Here is a 17,033-nt window from a genome sequence, read left to right on the forward strand (position 1 = left end):
CCGAAGATCACCGTCGAAGGAGGAGAACGTGCGAAGCCAGACCATCCGGTACCCCGGCGACACCGCCGAGATGAAGGACCAACCACGCGACGAGATGCGCGATTACCGGGGCCGCGGGCTGCTCAAGGGCAAGAAGGCACTCATCACGGGCGGCGACTCGGGAATCGGGCGGGCGACGGCGATCGCCTACGCCAAGGAGGGCGCGGACGTGGCGATCGCCTACCTCGACGAAGGCGACGACGCCGCGCGCACCGTGGACCTGATCGAACGTGAGGGTCGGCGGTGCGTGCGGTACGCGGGTGACCTCGGTGACCCCGCCCACTGCCGCGAGGTGGTCGAACGCGCGCACTCCGAGCTCGGGGCGCTATCCATCATCGTCAACAACGTCGGTACGCAGCAGCCGGCGGGCGATCTCACCGAGATCACGACGGAGCAGTGGCGCCGGACCTTCGCGGTCAACATCGACAGCTTCTTCCACGTGACCCGCGCCGCACTCCCGCTCCTGGCGCGCGGCTCGTGCATCATCAACACCGCCTCCATCAACGGGCTACGGGGCAACCGCCACCTCATCGACTACTCCGCCACCAAGGGTGCGGTGCTGGCGTTCACGTACGCGATGGCGCAGTCGCTGGTGGACCGCGGAATCCGCGTCAACTGCGTCGCCCCCGGTCCGGTCTGGACACCCCTGATCCCGGCGACCTTCGATGAAGAGGCGGTCGCAGGTTTCGGCGAACAGGCCCCGTACGGCCGGGCCGCCGACCCCGACGAGATCGCTCCGTCGTACGTGTTCTTCGCCTCGAGCACCATGTCCTCGTACTACTCCGGCGAGACGCTCGCCCCGATCGGCGGCGAGACCCTTCCGGGCTGAGTCACCGGTTGCCGCGGTCGCGCGAGTCCCTCCCCGCCGCGAGGCGCCGCCGGTACTCGTCCGCGGCTTCGTCGAGCACGTCATCGGTCAGCCGACCGACGGGGAGGACCTCTCTGACCAGTGGTTCGTGATCAGGTCCGCGGGCGACACGGCGCCCCGTCAGCACCCAGGCGAACCGGTCCGCGACATCGAGTTCGCGATACGTACAGACCCGGCGCACGATCCACGTCCGAGCCGGCAGGCGCCACCACAGCTCGGGGGTCAGCGTGGCCACCGACAGCCCCGGGAGGACGTACTCGGCCTCGTAGTCCCGGCTCGGCCCGTGCCGCCGATCGGCCGCCGGCCCCTCGGAGTACCGGACGTAGAGCGTGGGACCGGTCCGTACCGTACGGACGAGTTCGGCCAGCGACCGAATCAGGGGCACGTCGTCGTCGCGACCGTGCCAGCGGAACAAGGGCGCGCTGCACTCGTCCGTCACTCGGCTGCACTCCATTGCTCCGCCCTCCGTTCCTCGACCCGTCACTCGACGGCGCTCGATGCGACCACCGTCCGTGCGACGGGGCACCCGCGATCGGCTACCCGGCGCAGGGAGATCCGAAACCCCAACGGCCCCCTGGTTTCCCGTGCGCGTCACCGTTCCGTACCGTCGGGGACGCCGGGCATCCACCCGGTCCGCACCGGTTCACGCGGGTGCACGGTCCGCCAGGACCCCGCCTGCAGCCACCGTCGCACGATCCGGGCGGTCCATCGGGGTGTCGCGTCCGTCCGTCCGTCCCCGACGGGGAGTAGCGACCACACCCAGTACCGGGCCTTCCAGGTGCGATCCCAGCGCCACTCCTCGAGTTCCGGGACCGCGAACGGGTTGTCGCCGAGGATCGGCGAGACGGCCGCACCCGAGGGAAGGGGCCGCCGCCGGGCCCGCGCGGGGCTGGTGCCCGCGCCCCGCACGCGGATCCGGTACGCCTGCCTGCGGACGCCGGCGCCGTGCGGGGCCAGCCAGTCGACGACGAACCAACTGCTGTCGAGATCACGGGTGCGCACCTGCACAGTCGCGGTGAGCGCGCCGGTGGTGTTGTCCAGGCGGGCAACGCGATCCACCACGACGTCTTCGCCGCGGTCCTCGCGCAGCATCGTCCCGACCACGTCGTACCAGGTCCCCGGACCGCGCGCGACGATCCGGAACTCCACGGAGTTCCACTGGTCGTCGCGGCCGACGCCGGTCGGACCGACACCGGGCACACGCTCGATCCGCCGCGCGCCGATGGTCAACCCGTGTCCGCCGGTGGTGTCCTTGGACAGGGCGAGCTGTTTCCACGCCACCGCGAGGGCGAACAGCGGGATGAGAATGAGGGGGATGTAGACGCCGGTGCTCATCACGGATCGCGCACGAGGGTCTTCCCGCTTCGCCACGCGGCGAGCAGCGCGTCGTCGAGCCGGTCCTCCACCAGGCGCCACGCCGCGATTCCCCACAGGACGTCGCGCTCCGCCCCAGGGTCGTCGGTGACCAGGCCGCCGACCACGTCGTGCCGCATAACGAGCTCGTGCACGGCGTCGGCCTCGACGTGCTCTCGGTAGAACCGCACTGCCGCGTCGGGCGCTCCGATCCGCTCGAGCGCAGCCACCATCCGCGCCGAACCCGGCGGGGAGGCGACTTCGGTCGCGGCGAAGTGTCCTATCGCCGCGCCCAGGCGCGCCCGACGCAGACCGAGGGCGGACATCAGTGTCACCGGCGCGATCGCCGCGGCGGGAACGCGATCGAGGTGCTCGAGGTAACCGGACGCCATCCCCATCGCGTCGAGCAGATCCGCGTACAGGCACTGGTGCACGTTCCTGCCGTGCCCTGCACCGTATTCGTCGAAGGCCACGGCGACGAAGGGCGCCTTGCACATCGGGCCGAGCCTGGGGATGGCCCAGGCGTGGGGATCCGCCTCCTTGAGGTGATAGATCGATCGCGCGGCGAAGTAGTCCCTGAACCGCGCCGCGTCCGCGGCCGCGCCGAGGCGTTCCACAGCACCTCCGGCGTACACGCTGTCGCGGGCGAGCGCGGCGAGCGCCCCGGAGGCGGTGGCGCCGTCCGTGATCGGTTCCACCTCACGCTCGACGGCCGTCAGCAGCGCATCCTCGAGAGCGACCCGCGCGGCGATGATCGCCGGATGCCACTCCAGCGCGGGATCCACTCCTCCCCACCCGCGGTAGTGCATCTCCTGGCAGACGAAGAGCGCCAACTGGGCGTCCTCACCCCAGACGTCCGTCGCACCCTCGTCCCGGATGTGACCCGCCATCTGCGGTCGCGGGTCCGGGGCCCCTGTTTCCAGAGCCCTGATCGCCCACTGGGACAGCGGGCCTCGCGGGACGGGCAAACGCGCCGCTCGCCCAGTGCGCACCGGCTCGGCGATCCGTGCCATGTTCCACCACCGTTCCTGTCGAGTCCGTCGCCCGTACCCGTTCGGGGCGAACCTCAAACCGGTGGCGTCGGGCCGCGTGCGGCGGAGACCGCGACCGGGGTTTGTCCGGACGCGGCACGGGGTAGACCGGACCGTCGGCCCGCTATGCGGCGAGAGCGGCGCGATCCGTGGCGCCGGCGGAAGGAGTGAGGATGACGAGCACTACTCGTACGGTGACACGGGTTCCCGGCAGGTCGGACGTGCCGCCCGGTGTCGCGGAACCGGAGCCGGAAGTCGCCACGACGGCGGCCTCGACGGCGATCACCGGCCCGCGCGTTTACACACCCCAGGAGGACACCATGCTCCTGCTGGGTGCACTCGATGACCTACCGCTGTGGGGTGCGCGTGTTCTCGATCTGTGCTCCGGTTCGGGCGTACTCGCTCTCGAAGCGGCGCGGCGCGGCGCGCACGTCACCGCAGTCGACTCGTCGCCCGCGGCCGTGGACGTGGCGCGGACGGCCGCCGCACGGGCCGGGCTCGCCGTCGACGTGCGGCTGGCGAGCGTGGCCGACTACTCGCCGGCCGAGGCGTTCGACGTGATCACCTGCAACCCGCCCTATGTACCGACCCCCAGCGGCAGTGAGGACCTTCCCGGTCCTGCACTGGGACCGGCCGACGCCTGGAACGCCGGCCCCGACGGCCGCGCGGTGCTCGATCTCGTCTGCGGGCACCTGGACGCACTGCTCGCGCCGACCGGCACGGCCCTGATCGTCCAATCCGTTCTCGCGGGATGCGAGGAGACGCTCACCAGGATGCGCGGGGCGGGATTCGCGTCGGACGTGGTCCGCCGCCGCACCATCCGGTTCGGTCCCGTCCTCCGCGCCCGTCGGGAACTGCTCGGGCTCGCGGGAGTGATCCCGACCGGGTGCGATCGGGAGGAGATCGTCGTGCTGCGTGCGCGGCGGAGCGGAGCGCTCAGGTGAGCCCGGTGCAGCCCGGCGGGGATCCGCCGACGGGGCACCGTCGACGCGTGCGCGTCGTCCCGGGCGGTCCCGTCCTGGTCGAGGGGCCCATCGAGGTCGTCGGCCCCGACGGTACCCCGACGACCTGCGATCGCTTCGTGGTCGCACTGTGCACATGTGGCGGCACGCGCATCCCGCCGTTGTGCGACAGCAGCCACCGGAGACGGCGTCCCCGACGGGACGGGTGACCCCGCGCTCCGGACGGGGCCACCCAGGGCCCGCCCGGGAGGCGCAACCGCGCCCCTCGGGGCGGGCGGTCGGGAGCTTGAGGAGCGCCCCGTCAGCGTGCCCGGCCGATCTCGCCGTCCTCGCCCTCGAGGTGAGCGCGAACCATCCAGTGAAGCTGCTCGAGCACCCGGCAGTGGCCGATCAGCATGTCCTGGGTGACGGGATCCCGTTCGGTACCGCCACCGATCGCCTCGCGCTGCGATTCGATGACACCGACGTAGACGGCGTCGAGCGCCCGCAGGTGGGACGAGGCATCGGCGCGGTCCAGCGGGTAGTCGTCCCACGTCCGTTGCGCGACGATCGCTCCCGGCGTCCCCCGCGGGGCGCCACCGAGCGCCGCGATCCGCTCAGCGGTCTCGTCGACTGCGCGCCGCACCTGTTCCGCGTGCTCATCGAGCATCGTGTGAATGCCGATGAAGTGCGGGCCGACGACGTTCCAATGCACATGTTTGAGGGTCAACGACAGATCGAGCAGGGCGGCGAGCCGGTAGCGCAGCACGCCGACGAGCTCGTCGGCATCGGCAGCCACCAGCCCCGGAACGCTGAACTCCACTGTGGCGGGCACGTTCTCATCAAAGGCGGTCATCGGTGTTTCCTTTCCGTCGTGGCGGCCGACGCGTGCCGGCCCGGACTGCGCGGCGCGGGCGCTCACCGGTAAGGCGGGTACTGCGCTCGCCCGAGCAGCGCCGCCAGATGCGCCGCGTTCCGCGCGGCGTTGGCGGTCGTCGCGGCGACCGCCTCCGGGACCGCGTCCAGATCCCGGTAGTCGCGGCCGCCCATCGCCTCGTCGTTCCAGTACGTCGAGCCCTGAGCGGGGATCGTGAAACCGAGGTCACCCATGGCGTCGAAGACGTCGGCGATGATCTTGTGGGCGCCGTCCTCGTTGCCGACGACCGCGCACATCGCGACCTTGCCCAGCAGGCTCGGACGCCCCTGCTCGTCGGTCTCCGACAGGTCCGCGTCGAGCCGCTCGAGTACCCGCTGCGTGACACTGGCCATGTGGCCCAGCCAGGTGGGGGTCGCGAGGAGGACGATGTCCGCCGCGCGGACCCGCTCGAGTACCGCCGGCCACTGGTCACCGTCGCCCATGTCGCGTTGCACCCCGGGCCGGATGTCGTAGTCCACGGCGCGTAGCAGGGAACCGGACACGTCGTGGCCGGCGAGTGCTTCGAGCACCTGCCGCGCGAGTAGCTCGCTGCTCGACGCCGCGGGCGAGGGCTTGAGGGTGCAGGTGATCGCGAGTGCTGAAGTCATGCGACCGGGGTAACCACCGGGGGCGGCGCGCAAACATCGTGCGCCGACATCGCGGGACCATGATCTTACTCACAAGTAAAGAAGAATGGTGATGTGAATCACGTGCGGCTGCAACGTCCCCGCGCGCCCGTCACGCCCGCGCGGGTGTTCGAGCCTCACGTACCGGGAGCACCGGCGGCGCGGCCCGCGCGTGACGCGATCAGCCAGGTCAAGGGGCGTTGCCCCGGCGCAGCGCGACCGAGCGGTGATCGGCCGCCACCGGGGCGCGCCGGCGGGGCGGACACACAGAGTCCTGATAGAGCGGCGACAGCTCCGTCGGTTGGCCCGTGTTTCGGCCCGCAACAAGCGTGTGACCAGGCGCGGCCAGGCGCTAATCTACCCCTGCTCCGAGGAGGCTCGGGGCACGGCGGCATCCGGATTCGGACGCCTCCGTGCGGCTAGCAGTTGTGAGGGCTCGTGTCGATCATTCAAACCGGCGTCGCCAAGGTCGCGCAGGGCGGCGTCTCCGCGCTCGGCCAGGTGGGCATGATCTTCCAGCTGTTCGCGAGCATCGTCCGCAACACCTTCCGGCGGCCGTTCCAGTTCCGCGAGTTCATCGAGCAGTCCTGGTTCATCGCCAGCGTCACCATCCTGCCCACAGCACTGGTGGCAGTTCCCTTCGGCGCGATCGTCTCGCTGCAGACCGGCTCACTGATCGGCCAGCTCGGCGCCGAGAGCTTCACCGGCGCCGCGAGCGTCCTCGCCGTCGTGCAGCAGGGCGCGCCCGTGGTCACAGCCCTCCTCGTCGCCGGCGCGGCGGGCAGCGCGGTGTGCGCCGATCTGGGTGCCCGTACCGTCCGCGAGGAGATCGCGGCGATGGAGGTGCTCGGCATCGACCCCGTGCATCGCCTCGTGGTCCCCCGCGTCCTCGGCATGATGCTGGTCAGCGCCTTCCTCAACGGCCTGGTCTCCGTGGTCGGCGTGGTCGGCGGCTACTTCTTCAACGTGGTGCTGCAGCACGGCACCCCGGGCGCGTACCTCGCCTCGTTCTCCGCGCTGGCCCAGCTGCCCGACCTCCTCGTCGGCGAGCTCAAGGCCCTCGTCTTCGGACTCATCGCCGGCGTCGTCGCCGCGTACAAGGGCCTCAACCCGGGCGGCGGCCCGAAGGGCGTCGGCGACGCCGTCAACCAGTCCGTGGTGATCACCTTCCTGCTGCTGTTCTTCGCGAACATCATCCTCACCGCGGTGTACCTGCAGATCGTCCCGGCGAAGGGCTCGTAGACCATGACGAACGTGACGCGCAGGGTCCGCCGGGCCGCCGAGGCCCCGCTCAAGGTGCTCGACGGTGCCGGCGAGCAAATGTCCTTCTACGCCCGGTCCATCGGCTTCATCCCGCAGTCGCTGCGCCGCTACCCCAAGGAGGTCGGGCGCGTCCTGGCCGAGGTGGCGTTCGGCAGCGGGGCGCTCGCCGTGATCGCCGGCACTGTGGGCGTGGTCCTCATGCTGTGCGGGTTCACCGGCGTCGTCGTCGGCCTGCAGGGCAACGCCGCGCTGCAGCAGCTCGGCGCCTCGGTGATGACGGGCTTCCTCTCCGCCTACGTCAACACCCGCGAGCTGACGCCGCTCGTCGCCGCGCTGGCGATGTCCGCCACGGTCGGCTGCGGGTTCACCGCGCAGCTCGGCGCCATGCGGATCTCCGAGGAGATCGACGCGCTGGAGGCCATGGCCATCCCGTCCATCGCCTTCCTCACCGCCACCCGCGTGATCGCCGGCTTCATCGCCGTGATCCCGCTCTACATCGTCGGCCTGCTCTCGTCCTACGTGATGACCCGGTTCGTCAACACCACGCTGCTGGGACAGTCGACGGGCACCTACGACCACTACTTCAACCTGTTCCTCTCCCCGGCCGACGTGCTGTGGTCCTTCGGCAAGGTGCTGGTCTTCGCGTTCGTGCTGGTGCTGGTGCACTGCTACTACGGCTACCACGCGTCGGGCGGCCCCGCGGGCGTCGGCGTGGCCGTGGGTCGCGCGGTGCGCACCTCCCTCGTCGCGATCGCGCTGCTCGACTTCTTCCTCAGCCTCGCCATCTGGGGCACCACGACGACCGTGAAGATCGCCTGATGCGCACGCTCCGCCGCCGCCTGCTGGGCCTGGCCTTCTTCGGGGTCTGCGCCCTGTTCCTGTTCGTCACGATCGGCAAGTACCAGCAGCGGTTCGAGACGTTCACCTGGGTCGAGCTGGAGACCGACACCGCCGGCGCCTCACTGCCCGTCAACTCCGAGGTCCGGGCGCGGGGCGTCGAGGTGGGGACGGTGCGCGACGTCTCGGTCCGCGACGGCCACGCGGTGATCCGCATGGGCCTGAAGCCCGAGCAGGCCCGGCAGCTCCCCGGCGACGTGACCGCCCGCATCCTGCCCAAGACGCTCTTCGGCCAGCGCTACGTGGCGCTGCAGGTGCCCGAAGGCCAGGGCGGCACCGGCACCCCCGCGGCGGGTGCGCTGCGCGACGGCGCCACGATCCGCACCGACACCTCCGGCAACGCCACCGAGCTCAATCAGCTCTTCGACAAGCTCCTGCCGCTGCTGCGCGCGGTGCCGCCCGAGGACCTCAACGCCACCCTCGGCGCACTCGCGAACGGCCTGTCCGGCAACGGGAAGAACCTGGACACGGCCTTCGAGCAGTTCACCACCATCTTCACCCGGGTCAACGCCGTGATGCCGGATCTGCAGTCCTCCCTGCGGTCCCTCGCGACCGTCACCGACACCTACGCGGACGCGCTGCCCGACCTCATCACCGCACTCGACACCTTCCGCACGACGAACACCACCGTCGTCTCGGGGAAGCAGGCCTTCCACGCCTTCTGGACGTCGGTGGCCGACGGTGCCGGGCGCACCGCCGGGCTGCTCGAGGCCAATCGCTCGGAGCTGGTCACCGTCGCGAACAAGTCCCACACCACACTGACCATCCTGGCCCGCTACTCCCCCGAGTTCGGCTGCACCTTCGAACGATTCGCGACCCTTCTGCCCGAGGCCAACCGGATCGTCGGCGAGGGCACGAACCAGCCGGGCGCCCGGATCTCGATGATCATCGCCAACTCGCGCGGCCGCTACCTGCCCAACCAGGACGAGCCGCGCTGGTTCGACGACCGCGGACCGGCCTGCTACAACGCGGCCAAGGGCAAGCCGACGCCGGGCTACAAGGGCGGACCCCACGCCGGCGGCTCGTACGCGCCGCCGCTGCGCAACGTCGGCCCGCAGGACGGCCGGTTCCAGCTGCCCGAGCCGGACGTCTCGGCACCGTCGGAGATGCCGACGGCCGCTGTCGCGGCGCAGAACTCGCGCGCCACGCGCACCGCCTTCGGCGCCGCCTCCGGGGTCGACGCCAACGACGTGCCCGAGTGGCTGACCGCCGCCTTCGTTCCCGCCCTCACCGGCAAGGAGGTGGAGATCCGATGAAGCCCATCACCGGTCCCCTGCTCAAGCTGATCGCCTTCGCCGTGATCACCGCCGCGGCGACGGGCGTCCTCGGCTCGTCGATCGCGCAGTCCGATCTGTCGTTCTCCCGGGCGTACCACGCGATCTTCTCCGACGCGACGATGGTGCAGTCCGGCGACGACGTGCGGATCGCGGGCGTGCGCGTGGGCCAGGTCAAGGACGTCACGATCCACGACCGCGGCCAGGCGGACGTGGCCTTCACCCTCACCGACCGCGATGCGATCCCCGGCACGGCGACCGCCGCGCTGCGGCTGAAGAACCTCGTCGGGCAGCGGTACCTGGAGCTGATGCAGAGCCCCACCGACGACGAGCCCGCGCGCGGCCCCGAGCGCACCTCTCCCTACCGGCCGGGCGACACCATCCCGATCGAGCGCACGCGCCCCGCGGTGAACCTGACCGACCTGTTCAACGGGTTCCGGCCGCTGTTCAAACAGCTGACCGCCGACGACGTGAACAAGCTCGCGAACCAGATCATCACCGTCTTCCAGGGACAGGGCGGCACCGTCAACGACCTGCTGGTGAACACCTCGTCGCTGACCAACACCATCGCCGACAAGGACCGGGTGATCGGTGAGCTGATCACGAACCTGACCAAGGTGCTGGGCACGATCAACGAGCGCGACAAGCAGTTCACCGACCTGCTGACCACCACGCAGCAGTTGGTGACCGGCCTCGCGCAGGACCGGGGCGCCATCGGCTCCTCGCTGGGCTCGCTCTCGCAGTTGACCTCGGTGACCGAGTCGATCCTCACGCCCACCCGGGGCGCGATCAAGGACGACATCGCGGGCCTGAAGGCCCTCACCGACAAGCTCAACGGCCGCAGCGCCGACATCGCGCAGACCCTGAACTTCCTGCCCGAGAAGATCGAGGCGGTCGGCCGCCTCGCCTCCTTCGGCGGCTGGTTCCAGTTCTACCTCTGCGGCGTCGATCTCGTCGCCGGCACCGGCAAGGGCGACCGCCTCTCGCTGGCGATCGACATCCCGTCGGTGAACCAGCCCGTGTACACGAACACCGCCACGCGGTGCTATCGGGACGGGAATCCGCGATGACCGACTCCACCACCACTCCCACCGGCGAACGGCGCCGCGGCCAGCGGCGCTCGCCCGTGCAGACCGGCGCGATGGGCCTGATCCTCCTGCTGATGGCGACGACGTCGGCGTTCTTCATCGACCGCCTGCCCCTCGTCGGCGCGGGCACCACGTACACAGCACTGTTCAGCGAGGCGGCCGGGCTGCTGCCGAACAACGAGGTGCGCGTCGCGGGCGTGAAGGTCGGCACCGTCCAGTCGGTGGATCTCGATCTCGAGGCCGCGAAGGCACGAGTGACCTTCCGCGCCAAGGACGTCTGGCTCGGCGAGAACACCTCGGCCAGCATCCAGATCAAGACGGTGCTGGGCCAGAAGTACCTGGCCCTGGACCCGCGCGGCGCGAACCGCCTCGATCCGCGGCGCACCATCACCGACACCACCTCCCCGTACGACGTGGTCGCGGCGGTCTCCGACGCCTCCAGCACGATCGACAAGACGGACACCAAGCGACTCGCGCAGAGCATGCACTCGCTCGCGGACGCCTTCCGCGAGACGCCGCCGAACGTGCGCGAATCCCTCACCGGCATCACCCGGCTGTCCGAGACGATCAACAAGCGCGACGAGGATCTGCAGCGCCTGCTCGCCGAGACCGGTAAGACCTCGAAGCTGTTGGCGGACAGGACCGAGAACTTCCGCAAGCTGATCACCGACGCCGGCGCCCTGCTCACCACGCTCAACCAGCGGCAGGACGACATCACCCGGCTGCTCGACACCGTGCAGTCGCTGTCGAGCACCCTGACCGGGATCGTGCGCGACAACGAGCAGCAGATCGGCCCGGCGCTGACCTCGCTGCGCCAGGTCGTGCAACTGTTGCAGGACAACAAGAAGGGCCTCGAGAGCACGATCACGCTGCTCGCGCCGTTCTACAAGGTCTACAGCAACGTCTTCGGCAACGGCCGCTGGCAGGAGTCGGTGGTCACCAACCTCACCCCGCCCGGCCTGCCCGTGATCCCGGGCAGCCGCCCGCCGGTCCGCTCGGAGTTCCTGACCAACGGAGGCCAGAAGTGACCAGCCTCGAGAAACTCGGCCTCACGCCCCGTCGCCTCGCGATCCTGGCGGCCGCGCTCGCCGCGATCGTCGTGATCGCGGGCTGCGGGTGGTGGCTCGTGCGCACCATGGGCGCGACCCGGGTGACCGCCTACTTCGACCGTGGCGTCGGCATCTACGCCGGATCGGACGTGCGGATCCTCGGAGTCAAGGTCGGCGAGATCGACGAGGTGACCCCCGAGCGCGACCGGGTCCGGGTGCAGTTGCACGTGGACCGGGGCGTGAAGCTCCCCAAGGACCTGTGGGCCGCGCAGGTCACCCCGTCGGTGATCTCGGACCGCTACGTCCAGCTCCTGCCCGTCTACACCGATGGTCCGACGGCGCAGAGCGGCACCGTGGTCGCCGAGGACCACACCATGACGCCCGTCGAGATCGACCAGGTGTACGCCTCGATCAGCACGCTCGCGCAGGCGCTGGGCCCGGAGGGCGCGAACAAGGCGAAGCCGGGCGAGCAGGGCGCGCTGACGGACCTGCTCGACGTCTCCGCCGAGAACCTCGCCGGCAACGGGCAGGCCATGGCCGACGCGATCGCCGGCCTGTCCAAGGCGAGCACCACGCTGGCGGACTCGCGGGACAACATCGCCGCAACGGTCAAGGGGCTCAACACCTTCGTCACCATGCTCGCCGAGAACGACAAGCAGGTGCGCACCTTCAACACCCAGCTCGCGGACCTGACGCAGTACCTCGCCGGCGAGCGGGAGGACTTCACCAAGGCGCTGAACCTGCTGGCCACCGCCCTCAGCGACGTGGGCGCCTTCGTCCGCGACAACCGCGACGCGCTCAGCTCGAACGTGCAGGGGCTCACCGAGGTCACCAAGGTCCTCAACGACACCAAGACGGCGCAGGCGCAGATCCTGTCGTACCTGCCCGTCGCCGCGAGCAACCTCGATCAGGCCTACGACCCGGATTCCGGCACCCTGACGCTGCGCCCCAACCTCCCGGACCTGCAGGACCCGCTGGGCACCGCCTGCAAGCTGGCCGATCTCGGCAAGCTCATGCCCGGCAACCCGCAGTTCGCGCAGATCTCGGCGACGCTCGGCCCCCTGCTCGCGCAGTGCGGCAACATCGCCAAGCAGATCACGGACGGAGTGCGTACCCCCTCGCTGAACCTGCCGCTCGGCATTCTCTCGGGCGCGAACCTGCAGCGCGGCAGTGTCCCCGGCACCGTGCCCGGGCGCACGGCACCGTCGGTCGACGGGGTGCTCCCCTCCACGCCGGCGGGCACGGGCCCGGCGACGTCGGCGAAGCCCGCGCCGTCGTCCGCGTCGGCGACGCCCTCGGCGTCCGCCAAGCCCTCGGCCCCGTCGAGCACCCGGCCCACGGCCCCGGCGACGGGAGGCGCGCGATGATGCGCAGGCTCCTCGCCGGTGGCGCGCTGGCGATGTCGGCGGTGCTGCTCACCGCCTGCGGCGGGATCTACTCGGTCCCACTGCCCGGCGGCCCCGCGCTGGGCGCGCGCCCGACGACGCTGCACCTGCAGTTCGAGAACGTCATGGACCTCGTGCCCGAATCGTCCGTGCGGATCGGCGGCGCCACCGTCGGCAAGGTCGAGTCCATCGGCCTCGCCGAGGACGGCTGGACCGCCGACGTGGTGGTCAAGGTGCGCGACGGCGTGAAGGTGGCCGTCGACAGCCGCGCCGCCATCGAGCAGTCGAACCTGTTGGGAGAGAAGTACGTCACGCTCGTCTCGTCCGGCGGGTCCGACGGTGCCGCCCTCCAGAACGGCGCGACCATCCGCGCCGCCTCCAACAAGACCAACGCGTCGATCGAGCAGGTCCTCGGAGTGCTCTCGCTGGTGCTCAACGACGGCGGCGTGGGCCAGCTCAAGCCGATCGTCGACGAGCTCAACACGGCGATGAGCAACCCCCACCGGGTGCGCTCGCTGATCACGCAGACCGACCGGCTCATCGCGGGACTGAACAAGCAGCGCACCGACATCACCGCCGCGATCGACGGGGTCGCGCGCCTCTCGGAGCGGGCCGCCGGCCAGACCGAGCAGATCAGCCGGATCCTCGCGGAGCTGCCGCGGGGCACCGCGATCCTCAACGAGCAGCGGCCCGAGATCATCGAAATGATCAAGCAGCTCGACCGACTCGGCAAGGTCGGGACGGAGGTGCTGTCGAAGTCGCAGCGCGAACTCATCGAGGACCTGCTCTCGCTGCGGCCCACCCTGCGCGCGCTCGCGGGCGCGGCCGACGACATCGTCACCGCCCTGCCGTTCATCGCCACCTTCCCGTTCCCCGACGCCGGTGTGGACGCGATCAAGGGCGACTCGATGAACCTGTTCATCTCGCTCGACACCCGCCTGATCAACCAGCTCGAGGCGCTCGGCGCCGGCGCCGGTCCCCCGACCCCGGTCACCCCGAAGTACGGCCCCGGCTCCGGTCGTTCGTCGACGGCCACCACGCAGGGAGGCACGCGATGATCCCCAAGCTGCAACGCCGTCAGCTGCTCGTCTTCGCCGTGCTCGCCGTCGTGGGCATCGCCTTCGTCGGCGCTCAGTACGCCCGGATCGACAAGATGCTCGGCTTCGGTGTCTACACCGTCAAGGTGATGCTCGGCGATTCCGGCGGCATCTTCACCAACGCCGAGGTGACCTACCGCGGCACGCCCGTCGGGCGCGTCGGGCAGCTGCACCTCGTCCCCGACGGCGTGCAGGTGGACCTGCAGCTCGACAAGAACAGGCCGTCGGTGCCCGACGACGTGCAGGCCGTCGTCGCGGAGCGCTCGTCCATCGGCGAGCAGTACATGGACCTGGTGCCGAGGAAGCTGCCCGTGGGCACCGCACCGTCGAAGGGTCTGCTCGCCGACGGCTCGGTCATCCGCGACACCAGGATTCAGGAGCCGATCGAGGACTTCCTCAAGCATGTGACCGTGCTCAGTGAATCGGTCGATCCCGCCAAACTCAAGACGGTGGTCACCGAGCTGTCGGTGGCCCTGGGCGGCAACGGCCAGAACCTGCGGGCCCTCGTCGACTCGCTCTCGCGCCTGGCGCAGACCGGCTCCGATACGCTCGACCCGACGCTCTCGCTCATCTCCAACGGCCGCACCGCGCTCGCGACGCAGGCCGAGCAGTCGTCGGCGATCCGGCAATGGGCCGACAGCCTCCAGGTGGTCACCGCGACCCTCGCCAACAGCGATCCCGATGTGCGGCGGCTGCTGCAGACCGGCAACCTGTCGGCGACGCAGCTCAGCGCCCTGGTGCAGCAAGCCGGCGGCGACGTGACGAAGGTGGTGCACGATCTCGCGGCCCAGCTCACCGCCGTGGACCCCGTCGCGCCGAACCTCAAGCAGATCCTGATCCTGTTCCCGATGATCGCGTCCGGCGCTTTCGCCACCTCGCCCGGCGACGGTCTGCTGCACTACGGTGTGGTCCTCGAAGTGAACAACCCGCCGGCGTGCACCGTCGGCTACGAATCGACGCAGAAGATGATCGACGAGATCAAGAAGCAGAACCCGGATTTCGACATCACCCGGGATCCGTTCCCGTTCAACACGCAGGTCGGCTGCGACGTGCCGCAGGGCAACCCCACCGGCGTCCGCAGCGCCGACCGCGCGCGGTACGCCGATCCGCGGGTGCCGCAGCCGTGGGACGGCAAGCCGAAGGTGATCGCGCCGGACCGTCTCGACCTCGGCCCCGTCGCGCAGGCCGCCGCCACGATCCTGGGAGGGCACCCGAAGTGACGCAGCCCGCCACCGACCGCAGGACGCCCGCCCTCGCCCTGTCCCTGGTCCTGCTCGCCGTCGCGCTCATCGCCGCGATCGTCGTGGGCGTGATCTGGTGGGGCCAGCACGCGGAGCACTCCCGCGCCGCCGCCCGGGACGCCGCCGTCGACGGTGCCCGCCAGGCCGTGATCGACATCCAGAAGATCGACACCAAGGACGTCGACGGCACGCTGCGGCGCATGGGCGAGGCGATGACCGGCGACCTGCGCAAGGACTGGGACGAGCGCGAGCGGGTCTCCACCCAGGACATGCTGAAGCAGTACACGGGCGTCGCGCTGCAGACCGATCCCGTGGTCGCGTCCGCCGCGCCGATCGAGTTCGATGAGGACGGCGGCACGGCGAAGGTGCTGGTGTACCTCGTGGTGCGGCAGTCCGAGAACGGCAAGCAGGCCGAGAACGCCTACCGCTGGACCTACGTCATGTCGATGACCGAGGTCGACGGAGCCTGGAAGGCGTCGGGCATGCAGCCTCTGCAGGAACGCGCCGCCATCGGGCCCGCGGATCCGTCCCGGCCCGCGACCGGAGCCGCGCCCGACGGTGCCGCGGCCCCGCCTGCACCGTCGGACACCCCGCCCGCACCGACCGAGGGAGGCACGCCGTGACCGACGACGCGAAGCCCGAGGGCACCGAGCCGGACGAGACGGCGCCGACGCCGGACGGGTCCGCCACCGAGCCCAAGCAGGCCGGGAAGCGGCGCCCCGTCGCCCGCGGCACGTCGCTGCGCCGGCCCGCCACGGACGCACCGTCCGACTCCGGGGACGCCGACGCGGGCGAGACCGCGCCCGCCCCCGCAGGGGCCGGCCCGGACGCCGACGCACCGTCGGCCCTGCAGAAGAAGATCGATCTCGGCAAGCGTTCCGCGGAGGAACCGTCGTCCGCGCCGGATACGGAGCAGAGCCCGTCGAAGGGCTCGTCGCTGCGCCTCCCGATCGCGATCGCCGCGGCGGCCGTGGTGATCGGCGCGGCAGCGGCGACCGTCGCGATCGCGCGCCCCGGTGCCGCGGCCGTGGACAACCGCGCGTTCGTGGACACCGGACTGACCACCGAGGTCGTGTCGGTGTCGAAGCAGGCGGCCACGCAGATCTACACGATCGACATGAACGACCTGGGCCCGTGGGAGAAGGACCTGGGCAAGGTGCTCACGCCGGGCATGATCGACGAGGCCAAGAAGCTGCGGACCGCGATCACCCAGACGGCGGGCGCGCTGCAGGACGTCAAGGTCAAGGTCGACGACGGCGATCTCACGGCCGGTGTCTCCCTCGCGCGCGAGGACCACGCCGAGGTGCTGCTCAACGTCCGCCAGCAGGTGTCGACGCAGGGCGTGCCCGTCGCGACGATGCAGTCGCCCATGAAGTTCGTACTCGACCGGTTCGACGGCGCGTGGAAGGTCAGCTCGATCACGCCGCTCTGACGGCGGCGGCGCGGGCGTCAGGCCGGCGCGGGACGCTTCGCCGCGAGTCGTCGCCCGACGACCGTGCCGAGGGACGCCGGGATCACGATGAGCAGCGCGGTGAAGCACGCGCCGACGACCAGCTCGAAGGGCAGCGAGCCCTGTCCGATCCCGGGCAGCAGCCACGTGCCGAGCACCCAGCACACCGCGCCGGAGACGACGCCCGCGAACAACCCGGCCTTGAACCAGCGGCCGACGAGGTCGATCCCCTGCTCCGACACCGGGTACCGGCGCGCGTCGGTGAGCCCGTCGTATCCGCCGAACACGATGGCCACGGCCACCACCACTGCGACCGCTGTGAAGCGCTGCGCGGTCCCGTGGGTCGGGAAGGCGACGATGCCCCACGCCAGCGCGGAGCGCACGACGACCTGCACCGCCGCGAGGGCGATGCCACGGATCAGCCATGGTTTCATGCGCCGATTCTATCCGCCGCGCGCCCGCGTGCTCGTCGTCGGCCTCCTCACGAGACCGCCGTACCGAACAGCCCGAAACGA

At 70.7% G+C, this 17,033-nt stretch carries 19 protein-coding genes; 13 read left to right on the plus strand and 6 right to left on the minus strand.

Translation table 11 applies throughout. The features are described from left to right. The first annotated feature begins 70 nt into the window (after positions 1-70). Positions 71-868: an SDR family oxidoreductase gene (locus BLQ62_RS16775; RefSeq protein WP_068530477.1), complete on the plus strand. Its 798-nt coding sequence runs from the start codon at positions 71-73 to the stop codon at positions 866-868. A 1-nt stretch (position 869) separates the two neighbouring features. On the opposite strand, the gene BLQ62_RS16780 is transcribed toward BLQ62_RS16775, so the two are convergent. The 3 genes from BLQ62_RS16780 to BLQ62_RS16790 form a co-directional block, all read right to left on the minus strand. Next, on the minus strand, positions 870-1,361 hold the full coding sequence (locus BLQ62_RS16780; protein ID WP_231857700.1) for a DUF6098 family protein: 492 nt from the start codon (positions 1,359-1,361) through the stop codon (positions 870-872). A gap of 137 nt (positions 1,362-1,498) precedes the next feature. Then, positions 1,499-2,242: a hypothetical protein gene (locus BLQ62_RS16785; RefSeq protein WP_068567896.1), complete on the minus strand. Its 744-nt coding sequence runs from the start codon at positions 2,240-2,242 to the stop codon at positions 1,499-1,501. Continuing rightward, complete coding sequence (locus tag BLQ62_RS16790) at positions 2,242-3,273, minus strand: iron-containing redox enzyme family protein (protein ID WP_068567898.1); 1,032 nt, start codon at positions 3,271-3,273, stop codon at positions 2,242-2,244. Before BLQ62_RS16790 ends, BLQ62_RS16785 begins: the two co-directional genes overlap by 1 nt. A 191-nt stretch (positions 3,274-3,464) precedes the next feature. Here BLQ62_RS16790 and BLQ62_RS16795 point away from each other — a divergent pair, with 191 nt between their 5' ends. Then, positions 3,465-4,235, plus strand: coding sequence for a HemK2/MTQ2 family protein methyltransferase (locus BLQ62_RS16795; RefSeq protein WP_082756782.1), 771 nt, complete (start codon positions 3,465-3,467; stop codon positions 4,233-4,235). Between the two features lie 47 nt (positions 4,236-4,282). Continuing rightward, entirely contained in the window at positions 4,283-4,462 is a 180-nt protein-coding gene (locus BLQ62_RS16800; protein ID WP_331711119.1) for a CDGSH iron-sulfur domain-containing protein, read from the plus strand. Positions 4,463-4,554: 92 nt separating this feature from the next. On the opposite strand, the gene BLQ62_RS16805 is transcribed toward BLQ62_RS16800, so the two are convergent. After that, a complete protein-coding gene (locus tag BLQ62_RS16805) occupies positions 4,555-5,154 on the minus strand; it encodes a Dps family protein (protein WP_331711120.1) in 600 nt (199 codons plus the stop codon). Then, entirely contained in the window at positions 5,151-5,756 is a 606-nt protein-coding gene (locus BLQ62_RS16810) for a flavodoxin family protein (protein WP_068567902.1), read from the minus strand. Before BLQ62_RS16810 ends, BLQ62_RS16805 begins: the two co-directional genes overlap by 4 nt. Before the next feature lie 525 nt (positions 5,757-6,281). On the opposite strand from BLQ62_RS16810, the gene BLQ62_RS16815 reads away from it, so the two are divergent. The 10 genes from BLQ62_RS16815 to BLQ62_RS16860 all read left to right on the plus strand — a co-directional run bounded on the left by BLQ62_RS16815 (position 6,282) and on the right by BLQ62_RS16860 (position 16,500). Next, positions 6,282-7,016 (plus strand): MlaE family ABC transporter permease, encoded by a 735-nt coding sequence (locus BLQ62_RS16815; protein WP_082756790.1) that lies wholly within the window; start codon positions 6,282-6,284, stop codon positions 7,014-7,016. 78 nt (positions 7,017-7,094) lie between these two features. Next, positions 7,095-7,856 (plus strand): ABC transporter permease, encoded by a 762-nt coding sequence (locus BLQ62_RS16820; RefSeq protein WP_231857703.1) that lies wholly within the window; start codon positions 7,095-7,097, stop codon positions 7,854-7,856. Further along, positions 7,856-9,190 carry an MCE family protein gene (locus tag BLQ62_RS16825; protein ID WP_068529420.1) on the plus strand — a complete coding sequence of 445 codons (1,335 nt, stop codon included), beginning with the start codon at positions 7,856-7,858 and terminating at the stop codon, positions 9,188-9,190. The genes BLQ62_RS16820 and BLQ62_RS16825 overlap by 1 nt, the downstream gene beginning before the upstream one ends. Further along, the gene (locus tag BLQ62_RS16830) at positions 9,187-10,278 is read left to right on the plus strand and encodes an MCE family protein (protein ID WP_068529417.1); all 1,092 of its coding nucleotides are present in this window, start codon (positions 9,187-9,189) and stop codon (positions 10,276-10,278) included. Before BLQ62_RS16825 ends, BLQ62_RS16830 begins: the two co-directional genes overlap by 4 nt. Next, a complete protein-coding gene (locus tag BLQ62_RS16835) occupies positions 10,275-11,324 on the plus strand; it encodes an MlaD family protein (protein WP_068567908.1) in 1,050 nt (349 codons plus the stop codon). The genes BLQ62_RS16830 and BLQ62_RS16835 overlap by 4 nt, the downstream gene beginning before the upstream one ends. Then, positions 11,321-12,712 carry an MCE family protein gene (locus tag BLQ62_RS16840; RefSeq protein ID WP_068567910.1) on the plus strand — a complete coding sequence of 464 codons (1,392 nt, stop codon included), beginning with the start codon at positions 11,321-11,323 and terminating at the stop codon, positions 12,710-12,712. The genes BLQ62_RS16835 and BLQ62_RS16840 overlap by 4 nt, the downstream gene beginning before the upstream one ends. Further along, positions 12,709-13,788 carry an MCE family protein gene (locus BLQ62_RS16845; RefSeq protein ID WP_082756784.1) on the plus strand — a complete coding sequence of 360 codons (1,080 nt, stop codon included), beginning with the start codon at positions 12,709-12,711 and terminating at the stop codon, positions 13,786-13,788. Before BLQ62_RS16840 ends, BLQ62_RS16845 begins: the two co-directional genes overlap by 4 nt. Then, on the plus strand, positions 13,785-15,047 hold the full coding sequence (locus tag BLQ62_RS16850) for an MCE family protein (protein WP_068567914.1): 1,263 nt from the start codon (positions 13,785-13,787) through the stop codon (positions 15,045-15,047). The genes BLQ62_RS16845 and BLQ62_RS16850 overlap by 4 nt, the downstream gene beginning before the upstream one ends. Beyond that, positions 15,044-15,691, plus strand: a complete 648-nt coding sequence (locus BLQ62_RS16855) for a hypothetical protein (RefSeq protein ID WP_068567916.1) — start codon at positions 15,044-15,046, stop codon at positions 15,689-15,691. The genes BLQ62_RS16850 and BLQ62_RS16855 overlap by 4 nt, the downstream gene beginning before the upstream one ends. Next, a complete protein-coding gene (locus tag BLQ62_RS16860) occupies positions 15,688-16,500 on the plus strand; it encodes a hypothetical protein (protein ID WP_068567918.1) in 813 nt (270 codons plus the stop codon). The genes BLQ62_RS16855 and BLQ62_RS16860 overlap by 4 nt, the downstream gene beginning before the upstream one ends. A gap of 17 nt (positions 16,501-16,517) precedes the next feature. On the opposite strand, the gene BLQ62_RS16865 is transcribed toward BLQ62_RS16860, so the two are convergent. Continuing rightward, a complete protein-coding gene (locus BLQ62_RS16865; protein WP_068529397.1) occupies positions 16,518-16,952 on the minus strand; it encodes a B-4DMT family transporter in 435 nt (144 codons plus the stop codon). Positions 16,953-17,033: the final 81 nt, after the last annotated feature.

The sequence above is a fragment of the Tsukamurella pulmonis genome (genome assembly GCF_900103175.1).
Lineage (GTDB): Bacteria > Actinomycetota > Actinomycetes > Mycobacteriales > Mycobacteriaceae > Tsukamurella > Tsukamurella pulmonis.